The following is a 24,356-nucleotide window of genomic DNA, read 5'->3' as shown; positions in this document are numbered from 1 at the left end:
TGGCCGGCCATCCAAATCTTCCAACATATCCGCGTCGCAACGGCGTGGATGCCCGGCTTGGGGCGGGCAGGACGGAGTCTCGCATGACACACCTGATGCAAGGCAAGCGTGGCCTGATCATGGGGGTCGCCAACGACCACTCGATCGCCTGGGGCATCGCCAAGACACTGGCGGCGCACGGCGCGGAACTGGCCTTCACCTACCAGGGCGAGGCGCTGGCCAAGCGGGTCAGGCCGCTGGCCGAATCGGTCGGCGCGAGCCTGGTGCTGCCGTGCGATGTCGAGGACGTCGCCTCGGTCGACAAGGTGTTCGCCGATATCGGCAAGGCCTGGGGCAGGATGGATTTCCTGGTTCACGCCATCGCCTTCTCGGACAAAAGCGAACTGAACGGCCGCTACGCCGACACCACGCGGGAGAATTTCACGCGGACCATGCTGATCTCCTGTTTCGCCTTCACCGAGGCCGCCAAACGCGCGGCCGCGCTGATGCCGGACGGCGGCAGCATGCTTACGCTGACCTACAACGGCGGCGACCGCGCGATGCCGAACTACAACGTGATGGGCGTGGCCAAGGCAGGGCTCGAAGCGTCGGTGCGCTATCTGGCAGTCGATTTCGGCGGGCAGAACATCCGCGTCAATGCCATTTCGGCCGGCCCGATCCGCACGCTGGCCGGCGCCGGCATCGGCGATGCGCGCTTCATGTTCGCGTTCCAGCAGAAGCATTCGCCGCGCCGGCGCGGCGTCAGTCTCGACGAACTCGGCGGCGCCGGCCTTTATTTGTTGTCGGATCTGTCGAGCGGCGTCACCGGCGAGATTCATTTCGTCGATTCCGGCTACAACATCATCGCGATGCCCCAACCCGACGCGCTGCGCAGCGAAGGCATGAGCAACGGAACGCCGAACGACACGGCGAAGTAGCTCTCCAAAGCGGTGCGGCAAGCCGCATCGCCGCTCTTCCACAAGGGAAGAAGTTGAATCATCCCGCCGCGATTTTTTCCGCGCGTTGAAACGCCGGCCGGGCCACGCAGGCCTCGATGTAGCGATCGAACGATGGACGCGACGGCACCATCTTGAACATGCGGATGGCGTAATTCATGCCCGCGCCGATGGCGACATCGGCCGCCGTGAAATCGTTGCCGAGCAGCCACGGCCCTTTCTCCAGAGCCTGATCGAGAACGTCGAAGGTTTGCGTGGTGCTGCCCCATGCCGCGCTTCCGGTCGGAATCTCGAACTTGAGATAGGCCTGCAGGATCGCCGGCTCGATGCAGCCCGGCGCGAAGAACATCCATTGCAGATATTTGGCGCGCCGCGGATCGCCGATGGGCGGCGCGAGCTTGGCCTGCGGATAACGGTCCGCGACGTAAGCGCAAATTGCCGCCGCTTCCGCCACCGCAACGTCGCCATCCACCAGCGCGGGCACCTTGCCCATCGGGTTGATCGCAAGATAGTCCGGCGTCTTGTTCGCGCCCGTGGAAATATCCGTGAGCACGCGCTCGTAAGGCTGGCCGGTTTCCTCCATCAGCCACAGCGTGGTGAAGGAGCGTGAGCGCGGCGACCAATAGAGTTTCATGCGAATCTCCCGAAGCGAAATTTGGCGACTGCTTTGAGGCAATTGTCCAAAATGGGCAAGAGCGGCAAGACCACGTTTTGTTGGCGCGGTTTCTTCACGCGAACCGGTTCCTTGGGTCAATCCCGGAGGACATGCTTCGCTCGAAAACGCGGCTCGAAAACGCCATGAATAAAAAACCTCCGCTAAAAATCGCGGAGGTTTGCTGTTGATCGGCCTGCTGCCGGGTTTATTCGGCGGCCTGCAGCGTCTGCGGCCGGTCCGCGAGATCGAAACGGTCGGCGTTCATCACCTTGGCCCATGCGGCGACGAAGTCCCTTGCGAACGTCTCCCTGGAGTCGGCGCAGGCATAGACTTCGGCGAAGGCGCGAAGCTGCGAGTGCGAGCCGAAGATCAGGTCGACGCGGGTGGCGGTCCACTTCAGCGCGTTGGTCTTGCGGTCGCGGCCCTCATAGACCCCGTCGCCGGCCGGTTGCCATATCGTATCCATGGTGAGCAGGTTGACGAAGAAGTCGTTCGTCAGCTTGCCCGGCTGGCTGGTGAAGACGCCGTGCCTGGAATCTCCGGCATTGGCGCCGAGCACGCGCAGGCCGCCGACCAGAACCGTCATCTCCGGCCCCGTCAGGTTCAGCAGTTGCGCGCGGTCCACCATCGCCTCTTCGGGCGCCATGAACTGGTGCCTGTTGCTGATGTAGTTGCGGAAGGCGTCGGCGCGCGGCTCCAGCGGAGCGAACGATTCGACATCGGTCTGTTCCTGCGAGGTGTCCATGCGGCCCGGCGTGAAAGGCACTTTCACGGCGATCCCGGCGTCCCCGGCCGCCTTCTCGACCGCGGCATTGCCGCCGAGCACGATCAGGTCGGCGAGCGAGATTTTCCGGCCGCCGCCGGCCGAACCGTTGAACTCCTTCTGAATCGCCTCGAGCTTCGCCAGCACCGTTTTCAACTGCTCCGGCTGGTTGACCTCCCAGTCCTTCTGCGGCGCGAGACGGATACGCGCGCCGTTGGCGCCGCCGCGCTTGTCGGTGCCGCGGAACGTCGAGGCCGAGGCCCAGGCGGTGGAGATCAGTTGCGGCGCCGTCAGGCCGGAGGCGAGTATCTTCGCTTTCAGGCTTGCGACGTCCGCGTCGTTGACGAGTTCATGATCAACGGCCGGGATCGGGTCCTGCCAGAGCAGCACTTCCTTCGGCACCAGGGGGCCGAGATAGCGCTCGCGCGGTCCCATGTCGCGATGGGTCAGCTTGAACCATGCGCGGGCGAAGGCGTCCGCGAACTGGTCGGGATTCTCGTGGAAGTGCTTCGAGATCTTTCCGTAGATGGGATCGAAGCGTAGCGACAGGTCGGTCGTCAGCATGGTCGGTACATGCATCTTCGACTTGTCGTGGGCGTCGGGCGTGATCGCCGGGGCGTTTTTCGCCTGCCACTGGTGAGCGCCGGCCGGGCTCTTGGTCAATTCCCATTCGTACTTGAACAGCGTGTCGAAGAAGTTGTTGTCCCACTTCGTCGGCGTTTGCGTCCAGGTGACCTCCAGGCCGCTGCCGATCGAATCGGCTCCCTTGCCCGTGCCGAACCTGCTCTTCCAGCCGAGGCCCTGGTCCTCGACCGCGGCCGATTCCGGCGCCGGCCCGACCAGCGATGCATCGCCGGCGCCGTGGGTCTTGCCGAAGGTGTGGCCGCCGGCGATCAGCGCCACGGTCTCCTCGTCGTTCATCGCCATGCGGAAGAACGTTTCGCGGATGTCCTTGGCCGCCGCGATCGGATCCGGCTCGCCGTTCGGGCCTTCCGGGTTGACGTAGATCAGGCCCATCTGCACCGCGGCCAGCGGCTCCGCGAGTTCGCGTTCGCCGCTGTAGCGCTCGTCGCCCAGCCACGTCCCTTCCGGCCCCCAGAACAATTCCTGCGGCTCCCATTCGTCGATACGGCCGCCGGCGAAGCCGAAGGTCTTGAAGCCCATCGATTCCAGCGCGGCGTTGCCGGCGAGAACGTAGAGATCGGCCCAGGAAATCTTACGGCCGTATTTCTGCTTGATCGGCCACAACAGGCGGCGCGCGCGGTCGAGCAGCACGTTGTCCGGCCACGAGTTCAGCGGCGCGAAGCGTTGCTGACCGCCGCCGGCGCCGCCGCGGCCGTCGGTGATGCGATAGGTTCCGGCGCTGTGCCACGCGAGTCGAACCATCAGTCCGCCGTAGTGGCCGAAATCGGCCGGCCACCACTCCTGCGAGTCCGTCATCAGCGCCTTGAGGTCGTCGATGACGGCGTTCAGATCAAGGGTTGCGAACTCCCTGGCATAGTCGAAGTCGTTGCCCATCGGATCGGACAGCTTCGAATTGTGATGGAGAACCTGAACGTCGAGTTGCTCCGGCCACCATTCGCGATTGCGCCGTCCCCGGCCGCCCGTGACCGGGCATTTGCCAGCGCCCTTGTCGTTCGTCTTTGCGTCCATGCTCGTCTCCCGATGCTGTGCTGTCGCGTTGCCGAACGGCCGCCATGGGGCGACTCCGGGGTTGCGGTCACCGCCGAGACCTCAGCGCGAGCGCGCGGCGGCGTTCGCCTGTCCGGGTGCGCCGGCGCCGGTGCTCGACGAGGTTCGTTGATCCAAGGCCGCAGTCCTCCCGCAACGCGAGGGTGAGCGGAGTTTGGGAGATATCCGGCATCAGGTCCAGTCGAATTGCCTTCGCATTGTAATAAGCTTATCTTATCGGGAATGGTCACGCTCAAGCAGCTTCGCTACCTTGCCGCGCTCGCGCGCCACGGCCATTTCGGACGCGCCGCGGACGCCTGCGCCATCACCCAGCCGGCGCTGTCGATGCAGATCCGCGAACTCGAACAGTTTCTTGGCGTCACGCTGGTGGAGCGTCGTCCCGGCGAGGTGATGCTGACCGAGATCGGCCGGGAAATTTCCCGCCGCGCCGAGGACGTGCTGGCCTCGGCGCGCGATCTCGTCGATTTTGCCCGCCATCGCGCCAGGCCGCTGACGGGGCGTTTGACCCTCGGCATTATTCCCTCGCTTGCGCCATACCTGCTGCCGCGCATGTTGCCGGCGCTGCAATCGCAATTTCCGGATTTGCAACTCGAACTGCGCGAGACCCAGACGCGGCTGCTGGTCGAGGAGATCAAGGGCGGCGCGCTCGACGCCGCGATGCTGGCGCTGCCGCTCGGCGAGCCCGACATCGACACCATGGAGTTGTTCGACGATCTGTTCCTGCTGGCGGTGCCGGCGAGCGATCCCCGGCCCGCCAGACGCCGCGTGGCGGCGCGCGATATCGATCAATCGCGCCTGATCCTGCTCGAGGATGGTCACTGCCTGCGCGATCAGGCTCTGGCGTTTTGCGCAACGATCCCGCGCGGGCCTTCGCCGGGCGCGACCGGCATGACGTTCGGCGCATCCAGCCTCGCCACCGTGATGCAGATGGTGGCGGGCGGTTACGGCGTGACGCTGATCCCGCAGATCGCAGCCGCCGTCGAGGCGCGCGACGGACGCGTCAAGATCCTGCGGCTGGAAGACCCGCAGCCCGGCCGCAGCATCGGCCTGGCGTTTCGCCGGACCTCGCCGCGCAAGGCCGATTTCGCGGCGCTGGGCGATGTGGTGAAGGGGTGCGTGGAGGCGAACGGTTCTTAACCCCTTCCGCTTGTGGGAGAGGTCGACCGACGAAGTCGGGCGGGTGGGGGATCTTCACCGACAGCGTCCCCTCCCCAACCCTCTCAGCGCTGCTCGCGGCGCGGCCCGCAAGCGGAAGAGGGAGCGCGCTCTGCTTCGATGAGGCGCTTTCAAAAAACATTTACATGCAAGCAAACAAAAAGGGCGGCCTCTCGAGCCGCCCCTTTAATTGATGACTTTGCTCTGGGGAGAGCTACTCCACAGCGGCCTCGCGCGGCGCGTCGGCCTTTTCAGTCTTTTGCTTGGCCTCCAGGTCCTCGCCGGTCTCCTGATCGACCGCTTTCATCGACAGCCGCGTCTTGCCGCGATCGTCGAAGCCGAGCAGCTTGACCTTGACCTTGTCGCCTTCCTTCACAACGTCGGAGGTTTTTTGCACGCGGGCGGAGGCAAGCTGCGAAATATGCACGAGGCCGTCCTTGGCGCCGAAGAAGTTTACGAAGGCGCCGAACTCCATCACCTTGACCACGGTGCCCTCGTAGATCTGGCCGACTTCCGGGTCAGAAGCGATCGACTTGATCCACTTGATCGCGGCCTTCATGGCCTCGCCGTCGTTGGACGCCACCTTCACGGTGCCGTCGTCCTCGATGTTGACCTTGGCGCCGGTCTTCTCGACGATCTCGCGGATCACCTTGCCGCCGGTGCCGATCACTTCGCGGATCTTGTCGGTCGGGATCTTGAAGGTCTCGATGCGCGGCGCGTATTCGCCGAGTTCGGCGCGGGCGTTGGTCAGCGCTTTCGCCATTTCGCCGAGGATGTGGACGCGCCCGTCCTTGGCCTGGGCGAGCGCGACCTTCATGATCTCCTCGGTGATGCCGGCGATCTTGATGTCCATCTGCAGCGAAGTGATGCCCCCTTCAGTGCCCGCGACCTTGAAGTCCATGTCGCCGAGATGGTCCTCGTCGCCGAGAATGTCCGAGAGCACCGCATAGCGGCTGCCTTCGAGAATGAGGCCCATGGCGATGCCCGCCGTCGGCCGCTTCAAGGGAACGCCGGCATCCATCAGCGACAGCGAGGCGCCGCAGACCGAGGCCATCGACGACGAGCCGTTGGACTCGGTGATCTCGGAGACGACGCGGATGGTGTAGGGGAATTCGTGGTGCGGCGGCAGCACCGGATGGATCGCGCGCCACGCCAGCTTGCCGTGACCGATCTCGCGGCGCTTGGCGCCGCCCAGGCGTCCGGTCTCGCCGACCGAGTAGGGCGGGAAGTTGTAGTGCAGCAGGAACGTCTCCTTGTACGTTCCCGACAGCGCGTCGATGTACTGCTCGTCCTCGCCGGTGCCGAGCGTGGTCACGACCATCGCCTGGGTCTCGCCGCGGGTGAACAGCGCCGAGCCGTGGGCGCGCGGCAGCACGCCGACCTCGGCGACGATGTTGCGCACGGTCTTGACGTCGCGGCCGTCGATGCGCTTGCCGGTATCGAGAATGTTCCAGCGCACGATCTTGGCTTCGAGGTGCTTGAATACGCCACTGATGCGGAGCTTGTCGTATTTCGGCTCCTGCCCTTCCGGGAAGTAATGCGCGATCACCTTGCCCTTGGCGGCGGCAACGGCGTTCTGGCGCTGCTGCTTGTCGGCGATCGCATAGGCCGGGCGCAGGTCGCCCTCGATCAGGCCGAGCATTTCGGTCTCGAGCGCGCTGTCGTCGGCCTGGCTGACTTCGCGCGGCTCCTTCGCGGCCTTCTCGGCGAGTTCGATGATGGCGTTGATGACCGGCTGAAAATGACGGTGGCCGAACATCACGGCGCCGAGCATGATCTCTTCCGAAAGCTCCCTGGCCTCCGATTCGACCATCAGCACGGCGTCGGCGGTGCCGGCGACGACCAGCTCAAGCTGGGTGTCGGTCATTTCGTCAAGCGTCGGATTAAGGACGTATTCGTCGTTCATGAAGCCGACGCGGGCCGCGCCGATCGGGCCCTTGAACGGCGCGCCGGACAGCGTCAGCGCGGCGGAGGCCGCGACCATCGCCAGCACGTCGGGATCGTTTTCCATGTCATGCGACAGCACGGTGACGATGACTTGAGTTTCGTTGCGCCAGCCGTCGGCGAACAGCGGACGGATCGGGCGGTCGATCAGGCGGGATACCAGCGTCTCCTTTTCGGTCGGGCGTCCCTCGCGCTTGAAATAGCCGCCGGGAATGCGGCCGGCGGCGTAGGTCTTCTCCTGGTAATCGACAGTGAGCGGCAGGAAATCGACGCCCTCGCGCGGCGTCTTGGCGGCGACGACGGTGGCGAGCACGACAGTCTCGCCGTAAGTGGCCATCACGGCCCCGTCGGCCTGGCGGGCGATCTTGCCGGTTTCGAGCTTGAGCGGACGTCCGCCCCAGTCGATCTCGACTGAATGCTTGTTGAACATTGGTTGGTCTTTCATCGGTTCACGAAAGCACGGACGTCAAAGCGCAAAAAACCATGCGCGAGGATGGCGGAATGCTGGCGGCAACTAGCGTTGCAGCACCGGCGTCCGGCGATCCTGCCATGGTCTTCTGGTTTTGAATGGCGTCCATCCTTCCGATGGTACGGGCATTTGACCCGTCATCGCCCAGCCGCCGGATTGCTGCTGGACACGCTCTTCCTTGGGCGCGATCTGTTTTCAAAAACGGCTTTCGTTTGTCGCAGATCACGAATCGCGTGGACATTCACGTCCACGATTCACAGCGCGCGGGGATGCGCTGGTCGCTTAACGGCGGATGTTATGTTTCTCGAGCAGCGCCTTGTAACGCGCCTCGTCCTTCTTCTTGATGTAATCGAGCAGGGAACGACGCGTGGAAACCAGCTTCAGGAGGCCACGGCGGGAATGGTTGTCCTTGGTGTGGCTCTTGAAATGGTTCGTCAGGTTGGAGATGCGTTCCGACAGGATCGCGACCTGAACCTCCGGCGAACCGGTATCGCCCGACTTGCGGGCGCTCGACTTGATGATTTCCGCTTTGCGTTCGGCGGTCACCGACATCGTCAGCCTCTTTCGTTGCGACCGGAACTGGCTGTCAGCCCGGTCAGGTTGAACACGCGCTTGGGGATGAGTTCGCCATGTCCCAGTTCGGCGAGAGCCAACAACCGGCCCGCCACCGTGACATAGACTGTGCCGCTACTCTGAGGCGCATCCCGCCCGCGCAACAAGACGGCCTGACCCCGATGGAGCCTTGCCGCATCGGCCCGAGTGACGGCCAGTGCCGGGATGTCGTCCAGCGCGGTCTCAACGGGCAAAAGCGCGTCGGCGAGGCTTCCCTCGCCGGATGCGGCTCTATTGCACAAAGCCTCCAGTTCTGCCAGCGGAATCATGTCGGCCTCGCCGAACGGGCCGACCAGCGTTCGCCGCAGCGCGCCGATGTGGCCGTAACAGCCGAGAATCCGGCCGATATCGCGGGCCAGCGCCCGTACATAGGTTCCTTTTCCGCACTCGGCCTCGAACACGGAGGTCGCGCTATCCGGCTGTTCCACAAGGGTCAATTCGTGGATTTCGACCTCGCGCGGCTTCAGTTCCACAACTTCGCCGTCGCGCGCGAGATCGTAGGCGCGCTCGCCCTGGATCTTGATGGCCGAATATTGCGGCGGGGTTTGCAAAATGACGCCGGTGAAGCGCGGCAGCAGCGCCCGCACCGCGTCCGCATCGGGACGGCTCGCGCTGGTCCGCGTGACCCGGCCTTCGGTGTCGTCGGTGTCGCGCTCCTCGCCCCATTGCACCGTGAAGCGGTAGCGTTTGCGGCCGTCCATGACGAAAGGCACGGTCTTGGTGGCTTCTCCTAAGGCAATCGGCAGGCCGCCCGAGGCCAGCGGGTCGAGCGTGCCGGCGTGGCCGGCCCGCCTGGCGTTGAACAGCCGCTTCACGACCGCCACCGCATGGGTCGAGGTCATGCCGACGGGCTTGTCGAGGACGACCCAGCCGTGAACGTCGCGGCGGTCGCGGCGCGGCTGGTTGTTCTGTCTTTTCCGGGGCGCGTCGAGAAAGGCGTTTTCGGCTGCAGATTTATTTTTCTCGGCGCCGTCCGATTCGCCGATTTTCGAATCGAGGGCGGCATTAGGTGCGGTCATGGTCGTCAGCTTTCGTCCGAATCCGGTGCGAGGTCTCTCTGCACCGCAGGTGTTCGCAATAATTTCTCGATACGTTCCGCTTCGTCGAATCGCTCGTCGGCGCGAAAGCGGATGTCAGGCGCAAATTTCAGGTTAACGCGCCGCGCGATTTCTCCGCGCAGGAATTTTCTGTTGCGCTCGAGCGCTTCAATGACATCGGCTGTGTCGCGGCCGCCGAGCGGCATCACGTAGATCGTCGCGAGCCTGAGGTCGGCGGACATGCGGACCTCGGGCACGGTGACGAGATGCCCTTCGAGCACGGGATCATGAACGAGGCCCTGGGCAAGAATGTCGGCGATCGCGTGCCGCACGGTCTCGCCGACGCGCAACTGGCGCTGCGAGGTGCCGGGAGCGGACTCTTTCCTGTGGTGGCGCGGCATTCAAGTCACCGGTCATGCCCGGGCCTGACCCGGGCATCCATCGTTCATTCAGGGGTCCGCTTTCAGCGGATGGATCGCCGGATCAAGTCCGGCAATGACGAAAGGAAGGAGGCTAACGCGCCGTGAGATTTGGACTCACAGCGAGCGCTGTATGGTCTCCACGCGATAGCACTCGATGACGTCGCCGACGCGCATGTCGTGGTAGTTCTCGAACGCCATGCCGCACTCCTGGCCCGACTGGACTTCCTTCACTTCGTCCTTGAACCGCTTCAAGGTCGAGAGCTTGCCTTCGTGCACCACGACATTGTCGCGGATCAGGCGGACATGGGCGCCGCGCTCCACGCTGCCGTCGGTGACCCGGCAGCCCGCCACCTTGCCGACCTTGGAGATGTTGAACACCTCCAGGATCTCGGCGTTGCCCAGCATGGTTTCGCGCAGCGTCGGCGCGAGCAGGCCGCTCATCGCCTTCTTCACGTCGTCCACGAGGTCGTAGATGATGTTGTAGTAGCGGATCTCGATGCCGTTGCGCTTGGCCGCGGCGGCGGCCTCCTTGTTGGCGCGGACCGAGAAGCCGATGATGGCGGCGTTGAAGCCCTCCGCCAGCGTGACGTCGGATTCTGAGATGCCGCCGACGCCCGCATGCAGGATGCGCGCGGCGACTTCCTCGGTGCCGAGCTTTTCCAGCGAGCCGAGGATGGCTTCCAGCGAGCCCTGCACGTCGGCCTTGATGATCAGCGGGAAATCCTTGCGGCCCGCGGTCTTGAGCTGCGACATCATCTGCTCGAGCGAGCCGCGCATGCCGGAGGCGCTGGCGGCTGCGTTTTCGCGCTTCTGGTGGGCGCGATAGCTCGTGACCTGACGGGCGCGGGCCTCGTTTTCGACCACGGCCAATCGGTCGCCGGCTTCCGGCGGACCGTTGAAACCGAGCACCTCGACGGGCACCGAGGGTCCGGCCTCGTCGACCGTTTCGCCCTGATCGGAGATCAGCGCGCGGACGCGGCCCATCTCGGCGCCGGCCACGATGATGTCGCCGATCCGCAGCGTGCCGCGCTGGACCAGAACGGTGGCGACGGGGCCGCGGCCGCGATCCAGCTTGGCTTCGATCACGGTGCCTTCGGCGGGCCGCGAGGCGTTGGTCTTGAGGTCGAGCAGGTCGGCCTGCAGGGAGATCATTTCCAGGAGCTTGTCGAGATTGGTCCTGTTCTTGGCGGAAACTTCCACGTCGACCACCTGGCCGCCCATCGATTCGACCTGCACTTCGTGCTGCAGCAGTTCGGTGCGCACGCGCTCCGGCTTCGCCTCGGGCTTGTCGATCTTGTTGATCGCGATGATCATCGGGACCTTGGCGGCCTTGGCGTGATTGATGGCCTCGATGGTCTGCGGCATCACGCCGTCGTCGGCGGCGACCACCAGAATGACGATGTCGGTGACCTTGGCGCCGCGGGCGCGCATCGCGGTGAAGGCCGCATGGCCCGGGGTGTCGATGAAGGTGATCTTCTTGCCGTCGGGCGATGCGACCTGATAGGCGCCGATATGCTGAGTGATGCCGCCGGCTTCGCCCGATACCACGTTGGCGTGGCGCAGCGCGTCGAGCAGCGAGGTCTTGCCGTGATCGACGTGGCCCATCACGGTGACGACCGGCGAGCGCGGCTCGGTGTCGGTGGAATCGTCGACCACGTCGAACAGGCCTTCCTCGACGTCGCTCGCGGCGACGCGCTTGACGGTGTGGCCCAGTTCTTCGGCGATGAGCTGCGCGGTATCGGCGTCGATCACGTCGGTGATCTTGTGCATCGCGCCCTGCTTCATCAGCATCCGGATCACGTCCACCGCGCGCTCGGCCATGCGGTTGGCGAGTTCCTGGATGGTGATCGCTTCCGGAACGATCACCTCGCGGACCAGCTTTTCCTTCGCCTCGTTCGCGGTGTGGCCCTTCAGGCGCTGGGTGCGGCGGCGGAACGAGGCGATCGATCGCTCGCGCACGTCGTCGGCGTTGAGCGCGGTCACCACGGTGAGGCGGCCGCGCTGTTTCTGCGGCCCCAGCTTGGCGGCGGGCTTCGGCGCGACCACCGGACGCGCGGGGCCGCCGCCGGGACGGCGGACCATGCGGGGAGCCTCGTCCTCGTCGCTGCCGTCGGCGGCGACGGCGGCCGGGCGCGCCGGAGGCGCCGTGCGCGTGGTGGTCGTTGTCTTGGCCGGCGCGGCCTTGGTCTCGGTTTCGCCGAAGCGGCGCTTGGCTTCGAGTTCGGCCTTGCGCTTGGCTTCCTCTTCCTGGCGGTGACGCTCTTCCTCGGCCTTGCGGCGGGCCTCGGCGGCCTCGCGCTCGGCCTGCTCGATTCAGGCGCTGGGTGCGGCGGCGGAACGAGGCGATCGATCGCTCGCGCACGTCGTCGGCGTTGAGCGCGGTCACCACGGTGAGGCGGCCGCGCTGTTTCTGCGGCCCCAGCTTGGCGGCGGGCTTCGGCGCGACCACCGGACGCGCGGGGCCGCCGCCGGGACGGCGGACCATGCGGGGAGCCTCGTCCTCGTCGCTGCCGTCGGCGGCGACGGCGGCCGGGCGCGCCGGAGGCGCCGTGCGCGTGGTGGTCGTTGTCTTGGCCGGCGCGGCCTTGGTCTCGGTTTCGCCGAAGCGGCGCTTGGCTTCGAGTTCGGCCTTGCGCTTGGCTTCCTCTTCCTGGCGGTGACGCTCTTCCTCGGCCTTGCGGCGGGCCTCGGCGGCCTCGCGCTCGGCCTGCTCGATGCCTTCCTTGCTGTTGCGGCGCGCGGCTTCGGCCTCGGCAAGTCGGCGTTCTTCCTCGGCGCGGACCTTGGCCTCGGCCAGCGCGCTCGCGCGCGCGCTGCGTTCGTCCTCGGTCAATGTCCGCAGCACCACGCCCGAACCGGCGCGCGGCGGGGCTGACGTCGCGGGACGCGCCGGCGGAGCCTTGGCGGCGGGCGTCCGGGGAGTGGCCGGTTCCGCAATGCCTGCGGGTTCCGTGGCTGGCGCGTCGCCGCCGATCCGGCGCTTGCCGCGTTTTTCGACCACCACCTGCTTGGTACGGCCGTGGCTGAAGCTCTGGCGCACCGTGCCCTGCTCGACGCGCGGCTTGAGCGTCAAGGTCTTGCTCGGGCTGACGCTCAGAGTCTTGTCGCCAGGATTTTTCGTATCAACCATTCAGCAGTCCCAATCTTGTTGCGCTATGCGCGATCGCACAGGTCTTGTCGTTAGAATTAATGCCGTGTTCAGCGGCCTTGCCGCCGCCCGCCATCCCGGTATCGGACCAGGAGCTGGCTGCGCGACAGGAACGTCCCGCTCGCCGGACCGGCGAGCAGGGCTGCATGTATCACATTTGACCGGCCCAGTGCCAAATCCAATTCCGCCGATGTCAGTGCGGCAATCACCGGGATTTCCCGCATTTCGCCGGAATCCGCCGCTGTTTTCCTGACGATGGCGTCCAGTTTCCGGATTCCGTCGGCGGCGCCGTCCGTGGCGTGGAGCAGGGCTACGGCCTGACGCCGGAGAAGCGCCTCCTCGACCTTGGCGAAACCGGAGATGACCCGACCGGCCTTGGCGGCGATGGCCAGCGCGTCGATCGCGCTGCGGACCAGCGACTGTCCGGTGTCGTCCGCCAGAGACGCCGAGGCCCGGATCTCGCGTTTGAAGCCCCGGCTAAACTGGTGACGACGGACGGCTTCCGCAACCGCGGCATGAGACGCCGAAATCCAGAGACCCCGGCCCGGGAGCTTCCGTTTCAGGTCGGCGACAACCTCGCCCGAAGGCGACACGACAAACCGGATCAGTTCCCCGACCGGCCGCACCTGGCGCGTGACGGCGCACATGCGCGTCGTCACGGACCTGTTGGTCCGTGGTCCGTCATCAAGGTCTGCCGGGTCGGCGATGGCAAGCATGTCCTGGGCATTCTCCTAGAGCATTTTCCGGCCGGCGCGTATTCTGATCGCAAAACCGGTATCCACTTTTGCGGAATACGCGCTTGTCATCGGCGCGAGGTCTTCTCGCAGAGCCGATGCCTGGTTTTTTCGGGCACCGTTCTCAAGCCGGTTGATCTTCGGCGGCTTCGGCCTCCACCGGTTTCGCAAGGTCCGCTTCGGTGATCCAGCCGGCGATCAGCCGCGCCTGCATGATGACGGTCTCGGCGTCCTCGCGCGAGATGTCCATGCCGTCGAGGTAGCCGGCGTGCTTGACCGCTTCGCCGTCCTTGCGCTCGGTCCAGCCGACCAGATCGTCGGTGGCGCAGCCGGCCAGGTCCTCGACGGTCCTCACCTCGTTCTCGCCGAGCTTCACCAGCATCTTCGAGGTTACGCCGGGCACCGTCTTCAAGGCGTCGTCCACGCCAAGTTCCTTGCGCCTGTTTTCCAGTTCGGCCTCGAGCTGTTCGAGATATTCGCGGGCGCGGCTCTGCAGCTCGCTTGCGGTCTCGTCGTCGAAGCCCTCGATGACGGCGAGTTCCCGCGGATCGACCAGCGTCAGCTCCTCGACCGAGGTGAATCCTTCCGACGCCAGAAGCTGGCCGACGACCTCGTCGACGTTCAGCGCCTCCATGAACATGCGGGTCGCGTTCTCGAAGTCGGCCTGGCGCCGCTCCGATTCCTCCTGCTCGGTCAGGATGTCGATGTCCCACCCGGTCAGCTGCGAGGCGAGGCGCACGTTCTGTCCGCGCCGCCCGATCGCCAGCGACAACTGGTTGTTGGTATCGGGGACCACGACCTCGATCCGCTCGCGGTCCTCGTCGATCACGACCTTCGCGACTTCCGCCGGCGCCAGCGCGTTGACGACGAAGGTCGCGATGTCCGGCGACCACGGGATGATGTCGATCTTCTCGCCCTGCAACTCGTTGACGACCGCCTGGACGCGCGAGCCGCGCATGCCGACGCAGGCGCCGACCGGATCGACCGAGGAATCCCGCGAGATCACGCCGATCTTGGCGCGAGAACCCGGATCGCGCGCCACCGCCTTGATCTCGACGATGCCGTCGTAGATTTCCGGCACTTCCTGCGCGAACAGCTTCACCATGAACTGCGGATGGGTGCGCGACAGGAAGATCTGCGGGCCGCGGGTTTCGCGCCGCACATCGAAAATATAGGCGCGGACGCGGTCGCCGTTGCGGAACACCTCGCGCGGCAGCATCTCGTCGCGCCGTATGACGGCCTCGCCGCGGCCGAGATCGACGATCACGCTGCCGTATTCGACGCGCTTGACGATGCCGTTGACGATGTCGCCGATGCGGTCCTTGAACTCCTGATACTGCCGGTCGCGCTCGGCCTCGCGCACCTTCTGCACGATCACCTGCTTGGCGGACTGCGCGGAGATGCGGCCGTATTCCAGCGGCGGCAGCGTGTCGGCGATGGTGTCGCCGATCTGCGCGCCCGGATTGGCCCGCTGGGCATCCTTCAGCGAGATCTGGTTGGCGGCGTTCTCGACCTGATCGACCACCAGCATGTGGCGGGTGAGCTGGAGCTGGCCGGTCTTGGGGTGAATCTCCGCGTGAACGTCGGTCTCGCTGCCGTAGCGGGCGCGGGCCGCCTTGGCGATGGCGTCCTCCATCGCGGCGATTACGATGCCGCGGTCGATGGTCTTCTCTCGCGCGACCGCGTCCGCGATTTGCAGCAGTTCGAGCTTGTTGGCGCTGACAGCGGCCATGACTTATTCTCCTTCGGTGGAATCGAGGTCGCCGCGCCGCAGCCGTTCTGCGTCGAGGCGATGTTGCTTGGTGTTTTTCGGCGGCGTCCTTGCGGGGACCTTCGTCCTGCCCCTGAGTTTCGGCTTCGGCGCTTTGCGTCTCGCCGAATCGTTTTTTGCATGCGAGGGAGGCGGAGGCAGAATGCCGAGATCCCGCTTCATTTCGCGTTCCGCGATCTTGCCCCGCCGCATCGATTCCGCAATCAATTCATCGGTCAGGACCAGTCGGGCATCGGCGATGTCCTCCATGATCAGCAGCACGTCGCCGTCGGCGTCATTTTGAACGTCGTCCCGATGCAGGCGCACCGCGTTGTCGCTCACACCCTGAAGGATGCCCCGGAACCGCTTGCGTCCCTGATGGGCGACTGCCATCTCGATCTTCGCAAGGTGGCCGGCGTAGCGCTCGAAGTCGGAGCGGCGCACCAGCGGCCGGTCGATGCCGGGCGATGACACTTCCAGCCGATAGGCCTTGTCGATCGGATCGGCGACGTCGAGAACCGGCGACAGGGCTTTCGAGATCGCCTCGCAATCCTCGATGCGCATCGATCCGTCCGGCCGTTCGGCCATGATCTGGACGGTGCAACCGGCTTCGCCCGAGACCTTGATGCGGACCAGGCGGTATCCCATGCCATGCAGGACCGGGGCGACGACCGACGAGACGCGCGCGGCCATGCCCGGCTCGACCACCAGACGCGGCTCATCGAGCAACTCATGGTCCGGGATCTGGGCGGCGGGGTCGATCATGTTCAGGTTCAGGGTCGCTCTGTATTGGATCTGACGCGGGCTGTGCCGGACCGGCTTGTCGGTTGATCCGGCGCTAGAGTCTGTTTCAACTGCGTTGAACCAGACTCGTCGCTCATCTTTTTGTTTGAGCATGATCTTTTCCGAAAACCGGTTTCCACTTTTCGGGATCATGCTCTAGCTGACTGAAAGGAACCTGGAAGCGCCGGGCGCATCAGGTCCGTTCAGGAAATAAAAAAGAGCGGGTCCGGACGGGCCCACTCTCGATACGTGATCGTATGAGAAAGTTTCGACGAATATAGCCGTTTTCGAACTCCCCGGCAAGGCCCGGGCGAGGCGCGAGCGCCGATTTCATCGCGTCGTCGCAGGGTCCGGCTTTTGACCGGGCAGCGAATGGTGAATTTTCAGCAAAAGGGGCTGCTGGCCCGAAAAACAACAAGCCTATGCAGCATTTCTTTCGCGCCGGAAACGCAGATAGGCGGCGCGGCGGCCTTCGCGCATCGCTTTGCGGCCGTAGCGCGTCATGGTGTAGTTTGGCCACGGGTTGCGCCAGTCGTCTGCGCGTTCGGCCAGCCACAGGAAATCCGGCGAGCGCGCGAGATGCGACAGCGTCCATGCGCAATAGTCGGCGATGTCGCTGACGAAACGGAATTCGCCGCCCGGCCGCAGCACGCGCGCCATCTCCGCGACCGTCGCGTACTGAACGAAGCGGCGTTTCCAATGCCGGCGCTTCGGCCACGGGTCGGGATGGATCAGATCGATCCGCGCCAGCGAGGCGCGCGGCAGCGCCGCCAGCAGGTCCGATGCGTCGCCGGCGAACAGGCGAACGTTGCCGATAGCGTGCGCCTCGATCTGCGTGAGGATCTTCGCCATGCCGTTGACGTAGGGTTCGCAGCCGATGAAGCCGGTGCGCGGAAACGCCAGCGCCTCGGCGACGAGATGCTCGCCGCCGCCGAATCCGATCTCGATACGCATCTCCTCCACCGTCCGGTCGAACAGCGCAGCCGGCTCGGCTCCGGTTTTGCCGGGATCGACGCTGAGGCGCGGCAGCAGGTGCGAGATCAGTTCGTTCTGATGCGGCCGCAGCTTGTGCCCCTTGCGGCGTCCGAAGAACGAGCCTTGCCCGGAATCGCGGCCGCCGCTGCGCGGCAATACGGTATCATTGATCGCGGGACGAAGGTCGGAAGGATCGGAAGCGGCAGCCATCATCGTGACGTCTGGTGGAGACGGTGAAATGACCGCGCCCGCCTAGCGCCGGTCGGGCGGTTCGCGGGCGGCGATCTGCTCGACCATGTCCACGATGCTGCGGCGGAGTTTCGCGTCGGTGATCCGCGTGAATGCGCGGGTCAGCGCCAGACCCTCGGAGGTTGCGAGAAAATCGGAGACGTAGGCAGGGGACGGAGCTTCGCTCAGACCCTCGACCCTGGCGACGCCCGTGCCCGGGCTGCCCTCGAACAGAAACGAGACCGGGACCTGCAGGATTTCGGATATCTGCTGAATGCGGCTGGCGCCCACGCGATTGGTGCCTTTCTCGTATTTCTGAACCTGCTGAAACGTCAGTCCGAGAGCCTCGCCGAGCTTTTCCTGACTCATGCCCAGCATGATGCGGCGCATGCGCACACGGCTGCCGACATGCTTGTCAACAGGATTGGGCGCCTTGGTCGACATCTCCTTGGCCTCCTCAAATGGGGGAGCGATCCATGGGATACGCTTCCGGTGCTATTATCGTCAAACGCAACTGAATCACGTGATAAAAATTTGCGGTTAATCTCGGGCGGTTCCATCCGCCGCATTATACCAAGCGTGCAAATTGTTACACTGATTATGTCGATCGGCGAATGGAGCGCCGCATTGCGCCTCTGTCGGCTGGCCTCCGCGCGCGCCGGTGTCGCGGGATGATGAAAAGCGTGTAATGGTTTTCCGCCCGCATCCCGCTTCCCAAAATCCCAAAATATCGGGATCGATCACGCTCATGAATTTGGATCGATTCGATCCAAATTCATCGTGGTCAGTGTTCGCGGCGTCGTCGAATTACCAAAACGAGCGCGATGGTCACCATAATGGCGGCGGGAACATCCCCGGCGCGGGCGTAGGGCGTTGGCGGTATTGCGACGGGAAGGCGGGAATCCAGCACCCCTTCGACGCCGAGATCGAGCCGTGCGACAATACGCCCTACGGGATCGGTGACCACCGAAATACCGGTGTTCGCCGCGCGCACGAGGGGTAGTCCTTCTTCGATCGCCCGCATCCGCGCTTGCTGGAGGTGCTGATGGGGTCCCGTGCTGATCCCGAACCAGCCGTCATTGGTGAGGTTGACGATCCAGCCGGGCCGGCCGCCGCGGGATTCGATGGCGCCGGGAAAGATCGCCTCATAGCAGATCAGCGGGAGCACGCTCGGCGCGTTGGGAAGCTCGATGGTCCGCCGTATCGTCCCCGGTATGAAACCGCCCCGGACCTTGGTGAGCTGAACGAAGCCGAGCTTTTCCATCAGGCCCTGGAACGGCAGAAATTCGCCGAACGGCACCAGGTGCAGCTTGTCATAGGTTGAAAGGATAGTGCCGTCGTCGCCGATGACGTAGATCGAGTTGTAGGCCCGCGTGATCCTGACGCCAGGGGGCAGGTCCGGCGCGCGCACCGAGCCGGTGATCAGGATCGTGCCCTTCGGCAGCAGATCGGCGATCTGGGCCATGGCGTCGGCTTCGCGGGCGAGAAAAAACGGGAACGCCGATTCCGGCCAGATCAGGATGGTGGCGCCGCCGACGCGAGCCGAATGCGGTCCGGTGGCGCGGTCGGAGAGCGTCAGATATTTCTGCATCACCGCCGCCTTGGCGGAATAGTTGAAGCGCGCGTCCTGCGTCAGATTGGGCTGCATGATGCGCAGTTTGACGTTGTCCACGAATTCCGTCGGATGGCGCGACAGCCTGACGGCGCCGTAGACGGCCATCGCGAGGAGCAGAATGACTGCGGTGACCGGGGCGATCCACGGTCTTTGACTTCGGTCTCGTCCGTCGATCAGCACGGCGGGGCTTGCAAAGATCGCGACGCTGAGGAATGTCAGGCCCCACAGTCCGATCAGCGACGCGGTTTGCGCCAGCGGCAGCGGCTCCGTCAGCGCGTAGCCGAATGCGTTCCACGGAAATCCCGTCAGGACATGCCCGCGCAGCCATTCGCCGACCGTGAGCGCCACGGCGAGCGCGAGAATGCGCGAGGCGTCCCTGGTCCAGATCAGGCGCGCCAGCGCGAAGCCGAGCGCGGTGAAGAGTGCCAGATACGCCGGAAGGCCGATGACGGCGAACGGCATCAGCCATGCGAAAGTCTGCGCATCGACGAGGAAGGCATTGCCGATCCAGTACAGCCCCGGAACGAAATAGCCGAAGCCGAACAGCCATCCCGCAAGCGCCGCGGCCGGCACCCCGCCGAGCCGGCCGGCGCCGGCGCCGTCGATCAGCCAGATCGCGATCGGAAAGGTGACGAACAGCACCGGCCAGGCGTTGAACGGTTCCATCGCAAGCGAGGACGCGGCGCCGGCGAGAAGCGCAATGACGGCGCGCTTCCAGCCCCATGACAGAGTGACGGCAAGGCCGGTGGTGCGGATGCTGCCTGCAATGTTCACGGGGTTTCGCCTCCATCGCCCGGCGATGAAGGAGAGGCCGGGTCGCCCTGCGGTTGCGATGGCGCATCGGGCGCGGCCTCGCGCCGCCGCCCGTCGCGCGGCCGGACGGCGGGACGCTCCTTGCGCAGTCCGATCCGCAGCCGCTTGACGCGGCGCGGGTCGGCGTCGAGCACTTCGATCTCGAACGGACCCGGCCCTGAAATGACCTCGCCTCGCACCGGCAGGCGGCCGACATGGGTGACGAGAAAGCCGCCGAGCGTGTCGACGTCCTCGCCCGCTTCACCGGTCACGAACGCGTCGCCGATCATGGCGCGGACATCCTCGAGGCTGGCGCGCGCATCGGCGATGAAGGAATTGTCGGCCTGGCGCACGATGGAGGGTGGCTCGTCGCCGTCGTGCTCGTCGTCGATTTCGCCGACGATCTGCTCGACGATGTCCTCGATCGACACCAGGCCGTCGGTGCCGCCATATTCGTCGACCACGAGCGCCAGATGGATGCGCGTCGCCTGCATCTGCGCCAGCAGGTCGATCGCCGGCATCGACGGCGGCACGTAGAGCAGCTTGCGGATGATGTTGGCTTCGCTCAGCGGCAGCGCCAGATCGATGGCGCGCAGGTCGAGGCCGGCGGGCGGCGCTTTTTTGCGTTTCGCCCTGGAGGGCACCGCCGTGCGCGCCCTCACGGCCATGAACGCGATCAGGTCGCGGATATGGACGATGCCTTCGGGATCGTCGAGGTTTTCGTGGTAGACGACGAGACGGGAATGCGCCGCGCTCTCGAACAGGTTGATCAGCTCGCCGAGCGGGATGTCGCGCTTGACCGCGACGATATCGGCGCGGTGGACCATGACGTCGGCGATGCGTCGCTCGTGCAGGTTGAGGATATTGCGCAGCATGGTGCGCTCGACGGCGCTGAAGCTGGTCTCGTCCGGCGTCGAGGCATCGAGCACAACCTGAAGATCGGCGCGGACCGATCCTGCTTTCCATCCGAACAGCGAGCGGATCGCCCGCATCAGCCAGCGTTCGGAAGCCGGACGCAGCACCTCGCCATTATGCACCGGCACCGGCAGGTTGCGGTTGTCCTGCGGCGGTTTGGTATCGCCGGGTTCGTCCTCCGAAGGCACTCAGGCTATCCGTTCTTGCGGCGCATAGGGGTCGGGGATGCCGAGCCGCGCCAGAATTTTGCGCTCGAGGCCTTCCATTTCTGCGGCCTCTTCGTCGGTTTCGTGGTCGTAGCCGATCAGATGCAGGAAACCGTGGATGGCGAGGTGGCTGAGGTGATGATCGAAGGCCTTGCGTTCGTCGTCGGCCTCGCGGCGCACGGTCTCATAGGCGATCGCGACGTCGCCCAGCATGCGCGGCGGCCCGCCGGGCAGCGACGGGCCCGTCGGCGGCAACGCCGGGAACGACAGCACGTTGGTCGGCTTGTCGATGCCGCGCCAGTTGGCGTTGAGCGTACGGATGCCGGCGTCGTCGGTCAGCATGATCGCGATTTCGGCATCGCCGGTCTCGGTATCGGCGATCTCGGCCGCGGCCTCGACCGCGCGATGGATGATCGTCTCGGCGTCGGCTTCGGCGCGCCAGCAATCGGCGACGACGAGAACTTCGGTGGCGGGCAGGGAGGAACCGGTCATCGTTGCGGAATCTTTCGCCGCCGCTGCGCGCTCGCGCCGGCCGCTGTCTCCATCCAGGTCATGGCTTTTCGATCGCCGGCCGCTGCGGCAGCCCCTCATAGGCGGCGACGATCCGTGCCACCAGCTCGTGGCGGATGACGTCGTCGGCGGTGAATTTCACCTGCGCGACGCCCTCGACGCCGTCGAGCAGCCGCGTCGCCTCCGCCAGTCCCGACGTCTGGCCGTTCGGCAGGTCGACCTGGGAAGGGTCGCCGGTGACGATCATGCGGCTGTTTTCGCCGAGCCGCGTCAGGAACATCTTCATCTGCATCGAGGTGGTGTTCTGCGCCTCATCGAGGATGATCGCGGCGTTGGTCAGCGTGCGGCCGCGCATGAAGGCGAGCGGCGCGATCTCGATCTCGCCGCTTTGCAGCGCGCGCTCGACGACGCGCGAGTCCATCAGGTCGTACAGCGCATCGTAGATCGGCCGCAGGTAGGGGTCGACCTTCTCGCGCAGATCGCCCGGCAGGAAGCCGAGCCGCTCGCCGGCCTCGACCGCCGGCCGCGTCAGGATGATGCGATCGACTTCCTTGCGCTCGAACAGTTGCGCGGCCTGCGCCACCGCGAGCCAGGTCTTGCCGGTGCCGGCGGGGCCGATGCCGAACACCAACTCGTGACGCTTCAGGGCACGGATATAAAGATCCTGCGCGGCAGTGCGAGCCCGCACCGGACGCTTGCGCAGGTTGATGGCCTCGAACGTCGAGCGCGGCGTCTTGGGATCGTATTCGAACAGCGAGCCTTGCGCGATCACGGCGCGGATCGCGCCCTCGACCTCGCCCTGGGAGAGGTCATGACCCTGCGCCGCCTGGGTATAGAGCGTCTCCAGCACGCGCCGCCCCGCGTCGCAGCCGTCGCGCGACCCCGCGATAGTAATGTGGTTGCCGCGCGAGTCGACGACGACTCCGAGCCGCCGCTCGACCTGCGCGAGATTCTGGCCGTATGGGCCGACCAGCGCCGATACCGCGCGATTGTCGTCGAAATCGATGACGACTTGCGTTTCGGGCGGGGCTTGCATGTCGAGTTTCCGGGTCGGAACGAGCGAAGGTGAATCCGATGCGCTCTTGGGCAAGGGCTCAGACTCCCATGGTCGCTTGGGAAGGTGCGGCCTTCGCTGGAGCGTCATTCACCGGCGCGCGCGATAAGGACGCAAGCGATCCGAGCAGGCTGTAGCGCTCGAGGCTCTCGACGGCGACAGGCAGCACCTGTCCGATAATGTCGTCGGACGCCATCACGTGCGCGGGCTGGAGATAGGCGGTGCGGCCGACGATCTGGCCCGCATTGCGCGCCGCGCGCTCGAACAGCACGTCGACCGTCCTGCCGATCGACGCCGTGTTGAAGGCGGATTGCTGGCTGTCGATCAGGCTCTGAAGCCGCGCCAGTCGCTCGTCCATGTCGGCCGTTGACACTGTCTCCTTCATCTCCGCCGCCGGCGTGCCCGGCCGCGGCGAGTATTTGAACGAATAGGCGCCAGCGTATCCGATTTGGGCGACGAGCGCGAGGGTCGCGGCGAAATCTTGCTCGGTTTCGCCCGGGAAGCCGACGATGAAGTCCGACGAGAACGCAATGTCCGGCCGGACGCGGCGAAACCGGTCGATCACGCGGCGGTAGTCATCAGCGGTATGCCTGCGGTTCATGGCCGCGAGAATACGGTCGGAGCCGGACTGCGCCGGCAGATGCACGAACGGCATCAGCGCGGCGAGGTCGCGGTGCGCTTCGATCAGCGTCTCCTCCACGTCGCGCGGATGGCTGGTGGAGTAGCGCAGGCGGACGATGCCCGGAATTCCGGCGAGGCGGTGGAGCAGCTTGCCGAACGGCCAGGGCCGTCCGTCGGGGCCGTCGCCGTGATAGGCGTTGACGTTCTGGCCGATCAGGGTGATCTCGCGCACGCCGTTGTCGGCGAGGCGCTGCACGTCCTCGACGATCATCTCCACCGGACGCGACATCTCGGCGCCGCGCGTGTAAGGCACGACGCAGAAGGTGCAGAACTTGTCGCAGCCTTCCTGCACCGTCACGAACGCCGAGACGCCGCGGGCGCGGATCGCCCGGCGCGACGGCTGCGGCAGGAAGCCGAACTTGTCCTCGACCGGAAACTCGGTCTCCAACGCGCGGCCGTCGGCCTTCGCGCGGGCCAGCAGTTGCGGCAGGTGATGATAGCTCTGCGGGCCGACCACCACGTCGACCACCGGCGCGCGGCGGATGATCTCGTCGCCTTCGGCCTGCGCGACGCAGCCCGCGACCACAACGCTCATCCCGCGGCCATCGCGTGCCGCCTGGTCCTTGGCGGCGCGCAGCCTGCCGAGCTCGGAATAGACTTTCTCGGACGCCTTCTCGCGGATGTGGCAGGTGTTGAGAATGACAAGGTCGGCCTCTTCGGCGCTGGCGGTCTCGACAAAACCTTCGCCCGCCAGCGTGTCCGCCATGCGCTGGGCATCGTAGACGTTCATCTGGCAACCGTAGGACTTGATGTGCAGCTTGCGAGGCGGCATGCGGCTTTCCGGCATTTCGATCGGCGCTCAGGACTGATCGTCGTCCATCGGGACGCAATAAAGCTCGAGCCGATGATCGACCAGCCTGTAGCCGAGCTTACGGGCGATTTCGGCCTGCAGCGTCTCGATTTCGTCCGATGTGAATTCGATCACCGTGCCGTCGCGCAGATTGATCAGATGGTCGTGGTGACTGTCGCGCATCGTCTCGTAGCGCGCGCGACCCTCGCGGAAATCGTGCCGTTCGATGATGCCGGCATCCTCGAACAGCTTGACCGTGCGATAGACCGTGGAGATGGAGATCTTGTCATCCACCGCGACGCAGCGGCGATAGAGTTCCTCGACGTCCGGATGATCGGAGGCTTCCGCCAGCACGCGCGCGATAACACGGCGCTGTTCGGTCATGCGCATCCCGGTGGCGGCGCAACGCGCTTCGATCTTGGTGGAATTATGCGAGGGCGTCGGTTTCAGGGCCGTCATGACGTGTCCGGTTCCGCTGGGCGTAGGTCGCA

General features: G+C 65.4%; 20 protein-coding genes and 1 pseudogene. 2 read left to right on the top strand and 19 right to left on the bottom strand.

Annotated features, from left to right (window positions below):
• The first annotated feature begins 83 nt into the window (after positions 1 to 83).
• A complete protein-coding gene (fabI, locus tag ACMDCM_RS13995; RefSeq protein WP_412774119.1) occupies positions 84 to 917 on the top strand; it encodes an enoyl-ACP reductase FabI in 834 nt (277 codons plus the stop codon).
• A 58-nt stretch (positions 918 to 975) separates the two neighbouring features.
• Here the strand turns inward: fabI and ACMDCM_RS13990 are convergent, their stop codons facing one another.
• Complete coding sequence (locus tag ACMDCM_RS13990) at positions 976 to 1,569, bottom strand: glutathione S-transferase family protein (RefSeq protein ID WP_412774118.1); 594 nt, start codon at positions 1,567 to 1,569, stop codon at positions 976 to 978.
• 226 nt (positions 1,570 to 1,795) lie between these two features.
• Positions 1,796 to 4,006: a catalase/peroxidase HPI gene (gene katG / locus ACMDCM_RS13985; RefSeq protein WP_412774117.1), complete on the bottom strand. Its 2,211-nt coding sequence runs from the start codon at positions 4,004 to 4,006 to the stop codon at positions 1,796 to 1,798.
• A 261-nt stretch (positions 4,007 to 4,267) separates the two neighbouring features.
• Here katG and ACMDCM_RS13980 point away from each other — a divergent pair, with 261 nt between their 5' ends.
• Positions 4,268 to 5,182, top strand: coding sequence for a LysR substrate-binding domain-containing protein (locus ACMDCM_RS13980; protein ID WP_412774116.1), 915 nt, complete (start codon positions 4,268 to 4,270; stop codon positions 5,180 to 5,182).
• Positions 5,183 to 5,414: 232 nt separating this feature from the next.
• On the opposite strand, the gene pnp is transcribed toward ACMDCM_RS13980, so the two are convergent.
• The 17 genes and pseudogenes from pnp to ACMDCM_RS13895 all read right to left on the bottom strand — a co-directional run bounded on the left by pnp (position 5,415) and on the right by ACMDCM_RS13895 (position 24,324).
• Positions 5,415 to 7,574, bottom strand: coding sequence for a polyribonucleotide nucleotidyltransferase (pnp, locus tag ACMDCM_RS13975; protein ID WP_412774758.1), 2,160 nt, complete (start codon positions 7,572 to 7,574; stop codon positions 5,415 to 5,417).
• 321 nt (positions 7,575 to 7,895) lie between these two features.
• Complete coding sequence (gene rpsO, locus ACMDCM_RS13970) at positions 7,896 to 8,165, bottom strand: 30S ribosomal protein S15 (protein ID WP_079445085.1); 270 nt, start codon at positions 8,163 to 8,165, stop codon at positions 7,896 to 7,898.
• Between the two features lie 2 nt (positions 8,166 to 8,167).
• Positions 8,168 to 9,244: a tRNA pseudouridine(55) synthase TruB gene (gene truB / locus ACMDCM_RS13965; RefSeq protein ID WP_412774115.1), complete on the bottom strand. Its 1,077-nt coding sequence runs from the start codon at positions 9,242 to 9,244 to the stop codon at positions 8,168 to 8,170.
• Positions 9,245 to 9,249: 5 nt separating this feature from the next.
• The gene (rbfA, locus tag ACMDCM_RS13960) at positions 9,250 to 9,663 is read right to left on the bottom strand and encodes a 30S ribosome-binding factor RbfA (RefSeq protein WP_412774114.1); all 414 of its coding nucleotides are present in this window, start codon (positions 9,661 to 9,663) and stop codon (positions 9,250 to 9,252) included.
• Positions 9,664 to 9,798: 135 nt separating this feature from the next.
• A pseudogene (gene infB, locus ACMDCM_RS13955) lies at positions 9,799 to 12,814 on the bottom strand (translation initiation factor IF-2).
• Between the two features lie 68 nt (positions 12,815 to 12,882).
• Positions 12,883 to 13,548: an RNA-binding protein gene (locus tag ACMDCM_RS13950; RefSeq protein ID WP_412774113.1), complete on the bottom strand. Its 666-nt coding sequence runs from the start codon at positions 13,546 to 13,548 to the stop codon at positions 12,883 to 12,885.
• Between the two features lie 142 nt (positions 13,549 to 13,690).
• A complete protein-coding gene (gene nusA, locus ACMDCM_RS13945; RefSeq protein ID WP_412774112.1) occupies positions 13,691 to 15,298 on the bottom strand; it encodes a transcription termination factor NusA in 1,608 nt (535 codons plus the stop codon).
• A 3-nt stretch (positions 15,299 to 15,301) separates the two neighbouring features.
• Positions 15,302 to 16,081, bottom strand: coding sequence for a ribosome maturation factor RimP (gene rimP, locus ACMDCM_RS13940; protein WP_412774111.1), 780 nt, complete (start codon positions 16,079 to 16,081; stop codon positions 15,302 to 15,304).
• A gap of 438 nt (positions 16,082 to 16,519) precedes the next feature.
• The gene (locus ACMDCM_RS13935) at positions 16,520 to 17,287 is read right to left on the bottom strand and encodes a tRNA (guanine(46)-N(7))-methyltransferase TrmB (RefSeq protein WP_412774110.1); all 768 of its coding nucleotides are present in this window, start codon (positions 17,285 to 17,287) and stop codon (positions 16,520 to 16,522) included.
• 39 nt (positions 17,288 to 17,326) lie between these two features.
• Entirely contained in the window at positions 17,327 to 17,746 is a 420-nt protein-coding gene (locus ACMDCM_RS13930) for a helix-turn-helix domain-containing protein (RefSeq protein ID WP_412774109.1), read from the bottom strand.
• A 96-nt stretch (positions 17,747 to 17,842) separates the two neighbouring features.
• Positions 17,843 to 18,052: a hypothetical protein gene (locus ACMDCM_RS13925; RefSeq protein WP_412774108.1), complete on the bottom strand. Its 210-nt coding sequence runs from the start codon at positions 18,050 to 18,052 to the stop codon at positions 17,843 to 17,845.
• Positions 18,053 to 18,086: 34 nt separating this feature from the next.
• Positions 18,087 to 19,691 (bottom strand): apolipoprotein N-acyltransferase, encoded by a 1,605-nt coding sequence (lnt, locus tag ACMDCM_RS13920; RefSeq protein ID WP_412774107.1) that lies wholly within the window; start codon positions 19,689 to 19,691, stop codon positions 18,087 to 18,089.
• Complete coding sequence (locus ACMDCM_RS13915; RefSeq protein ID WP_412774106.1) at positions 19,688 to 20,812, bottom strand: hemolysin family protein; 1,125 nt, start codon at positions 20,810 to 20,812, stop codon at positions 19,688 to 19,690. The genes lnt and ACMDCM_RS13915 overlap by 4 nt, the downstream gene beginning before the upstream one ends.
• Positions 20,813 to 21,322, bottom strand: a complete 510-nt coding sequence (gene ybeY, locus ACMDCM_RS13910) for an rRNA maturation RNase YbeY (RefSeq protein ID WP_412774105.1) — start codon at positions 21,320 to 21,322, stop codon at positions 20,813 to 20,815.
• 58 nt (positions 21,323 to 21,380) lie between these two features.
• Positions 21,381 to 22,430 (bottom strand): PhoH family protein, encoded by a 1,050-nt coding sequence (locus ACMDCM_RS13905; protein ID WP_412774104.1) that lies wholly within the window; start codon positions 22,428 to 22,430, stop codon positions 21,381 to 21,383.
• Positions 22,431 to 22,434: 4 nt separating this feature from the next.
• Positions 22,435 to 23,847 carry a tRNA (N6-isopentenyl adenosine(37)-C2)-methylthiotransferase MiaB gene (gene miaB / locus ACMDCM_RS13900; protein WP_412774103.1) on the bottom strand — a complete coding sequence of 471 codons (1,413 nt, stop codon included), beginning with the start codon at positions 23,845 to 23,847 and terminating at the stop codon, positions 22,435 to 22,437.
• A 27-nt stretch (positions 23,848 to 23,874) separates the two neighbouring features.
• A complete protein-coding gene (locus ACMDCM_RS13895) occupies positions 23,875 to 24,324 on the bottom strand; it encodes a Fur family transcriptional regulator (protein ID WP_412774102.1) in 450 nt (149 codons plus the stop codon).
• Between the last annotated feature and the right edge of the window lie 32 nt (positions 24,325 to 24,356).

Origin of the sequence: Nitrobacter sp. (assembly GCF_047149785.1) — a bacterium.
GTDB lineage: Bacteria > Pseudomonadota > Alphaproteobacteria > Rhizobiales > Xanthobacteraceae > Nitrobacter.
This window is presented reverse-complemented; position numbering and strand designations above follow the sequence as displayed.

Excerpts from the sequence above, each read along its gene's own strand:
- pnp (WP_412774758.1), bottom strand. The coding sequence starts at position 7,574 with ATGTTCAACAAGCATTCAGTCGAGATCGACTGGGGCGGACGTCCGCTC.
- ACMDCM_RS13990 (WP_412774118.1), bottom strand. The coding sequence starts at position 1,569 with ATGAAACTCTATTGGTCGCCGCGCTCACGCTCCTTCACCACGCTGTGG.
- fabI (WP_412774119.1), top strand. The coding sequence starts at position 84 with ATGACACACCTGATGCAAGGCAAGCGTGGCCTGATCATGGGGGTCGCC.
- ACMDCM_RS13895 (WP_412774102.1), bottom strand. The coding sequence starts at position 24,324 with ATGACGGCCCTGAAACCGACGCCCTCGCATAATTCCACCAAGATCGAA.
- rpsO (WP_079445085.1), bottom strand. The coding sequence starts at position 8,165 with ATGTCGGTGACCGCCGAACGCAAAGCGGAAATCATCAAGTCGAGCGCC.
- ACMDCM_RS13935 (WP_412774110.1), bottom strand. The coding sequence starts at position 17,287 with ATGATGGCTGCCGCTTCCGATCCTTCCGACCTTCGTCCCGCGATCAAT.
- ACMDCM_RS13950 (WP_412774113.1), bottom strand. The coding sequence starts at position 13,548 with ATGCTTGCCATCGCCGACCCGGCAGACCTTGATGACGGACCACGGACC.
- rimP (WP_412774111.1), bottom strand. The coding sequence starts at position 16,081 with ATGATCGACCCCGCCGCCCAGATCCCGGACCATGAGTTGCTCGATGAG.
- truB (WP_412774115.1), bottom strand. The coding sequence starts at position 9,244 with ATGACCGCACCTAATGCCGCCCTCGATTCGAAAATCGGCGAATCGGAC.
- rbfA (WP_412774114.1), bottom strand. The coding sequence starts at position 9,663 with ATGCCGCGCCACCACAGGAAAGAGTCCGCTCCCGGCACCTCGCAGCGC.
- ACMDCM_RS13930 (WP_412774109.1), bottom strand. The coding sequence starts at position 17,746 with ATGTCGACCAAGGCGCCCAATCCTGTTGACAAGCATGTCGGCAGCCGT.
- katG (WP_412774117.1), bottom strand. The coding sequence starts at position 4,006 with ATGGACGCAAAGACGAACGACAAGGGCGCTGGCAAATGCCCGGTCACG.
- miaB (WP_412774103.1), bottom strand. The coding sequence starts at position 23,847 with ATGCCGCCTCGCAAGCTGCACATCAAGTCCTACGGTTGCCAGATGAAC.
- ACMDCM_RS13980 (WP_412774116.1), top strand. The coding sequence starts at position 4,268 with ATGGTCACGCTCAAGCAGCTTCGCTACCTTGCCGCGCTCGCGCGCCAC.
- ybeY (WP_412774105.1), bottom strand. The coding sequence starts at position 21,322 with ATGACCGGTTCCTCCCTGCCCGCCACCGAAGTTCTCGTCGTCGCCGAT.
- ACMDCM_RS13925 (WP_412774108.1), bottom strand. The coding sequence starts at position 18,052 with ATGAGCGTGATCGATCCCGATATTTTGGGATTTTGGGAAGCGGGATGC.
- nusA (WP_412774112.1), bottom strand. The coding sequence starts at position 15,298 with ATGGCCGCTGTCAGCGCCAACAAGCTCGAACTGCTGCAAATCGCGGAC.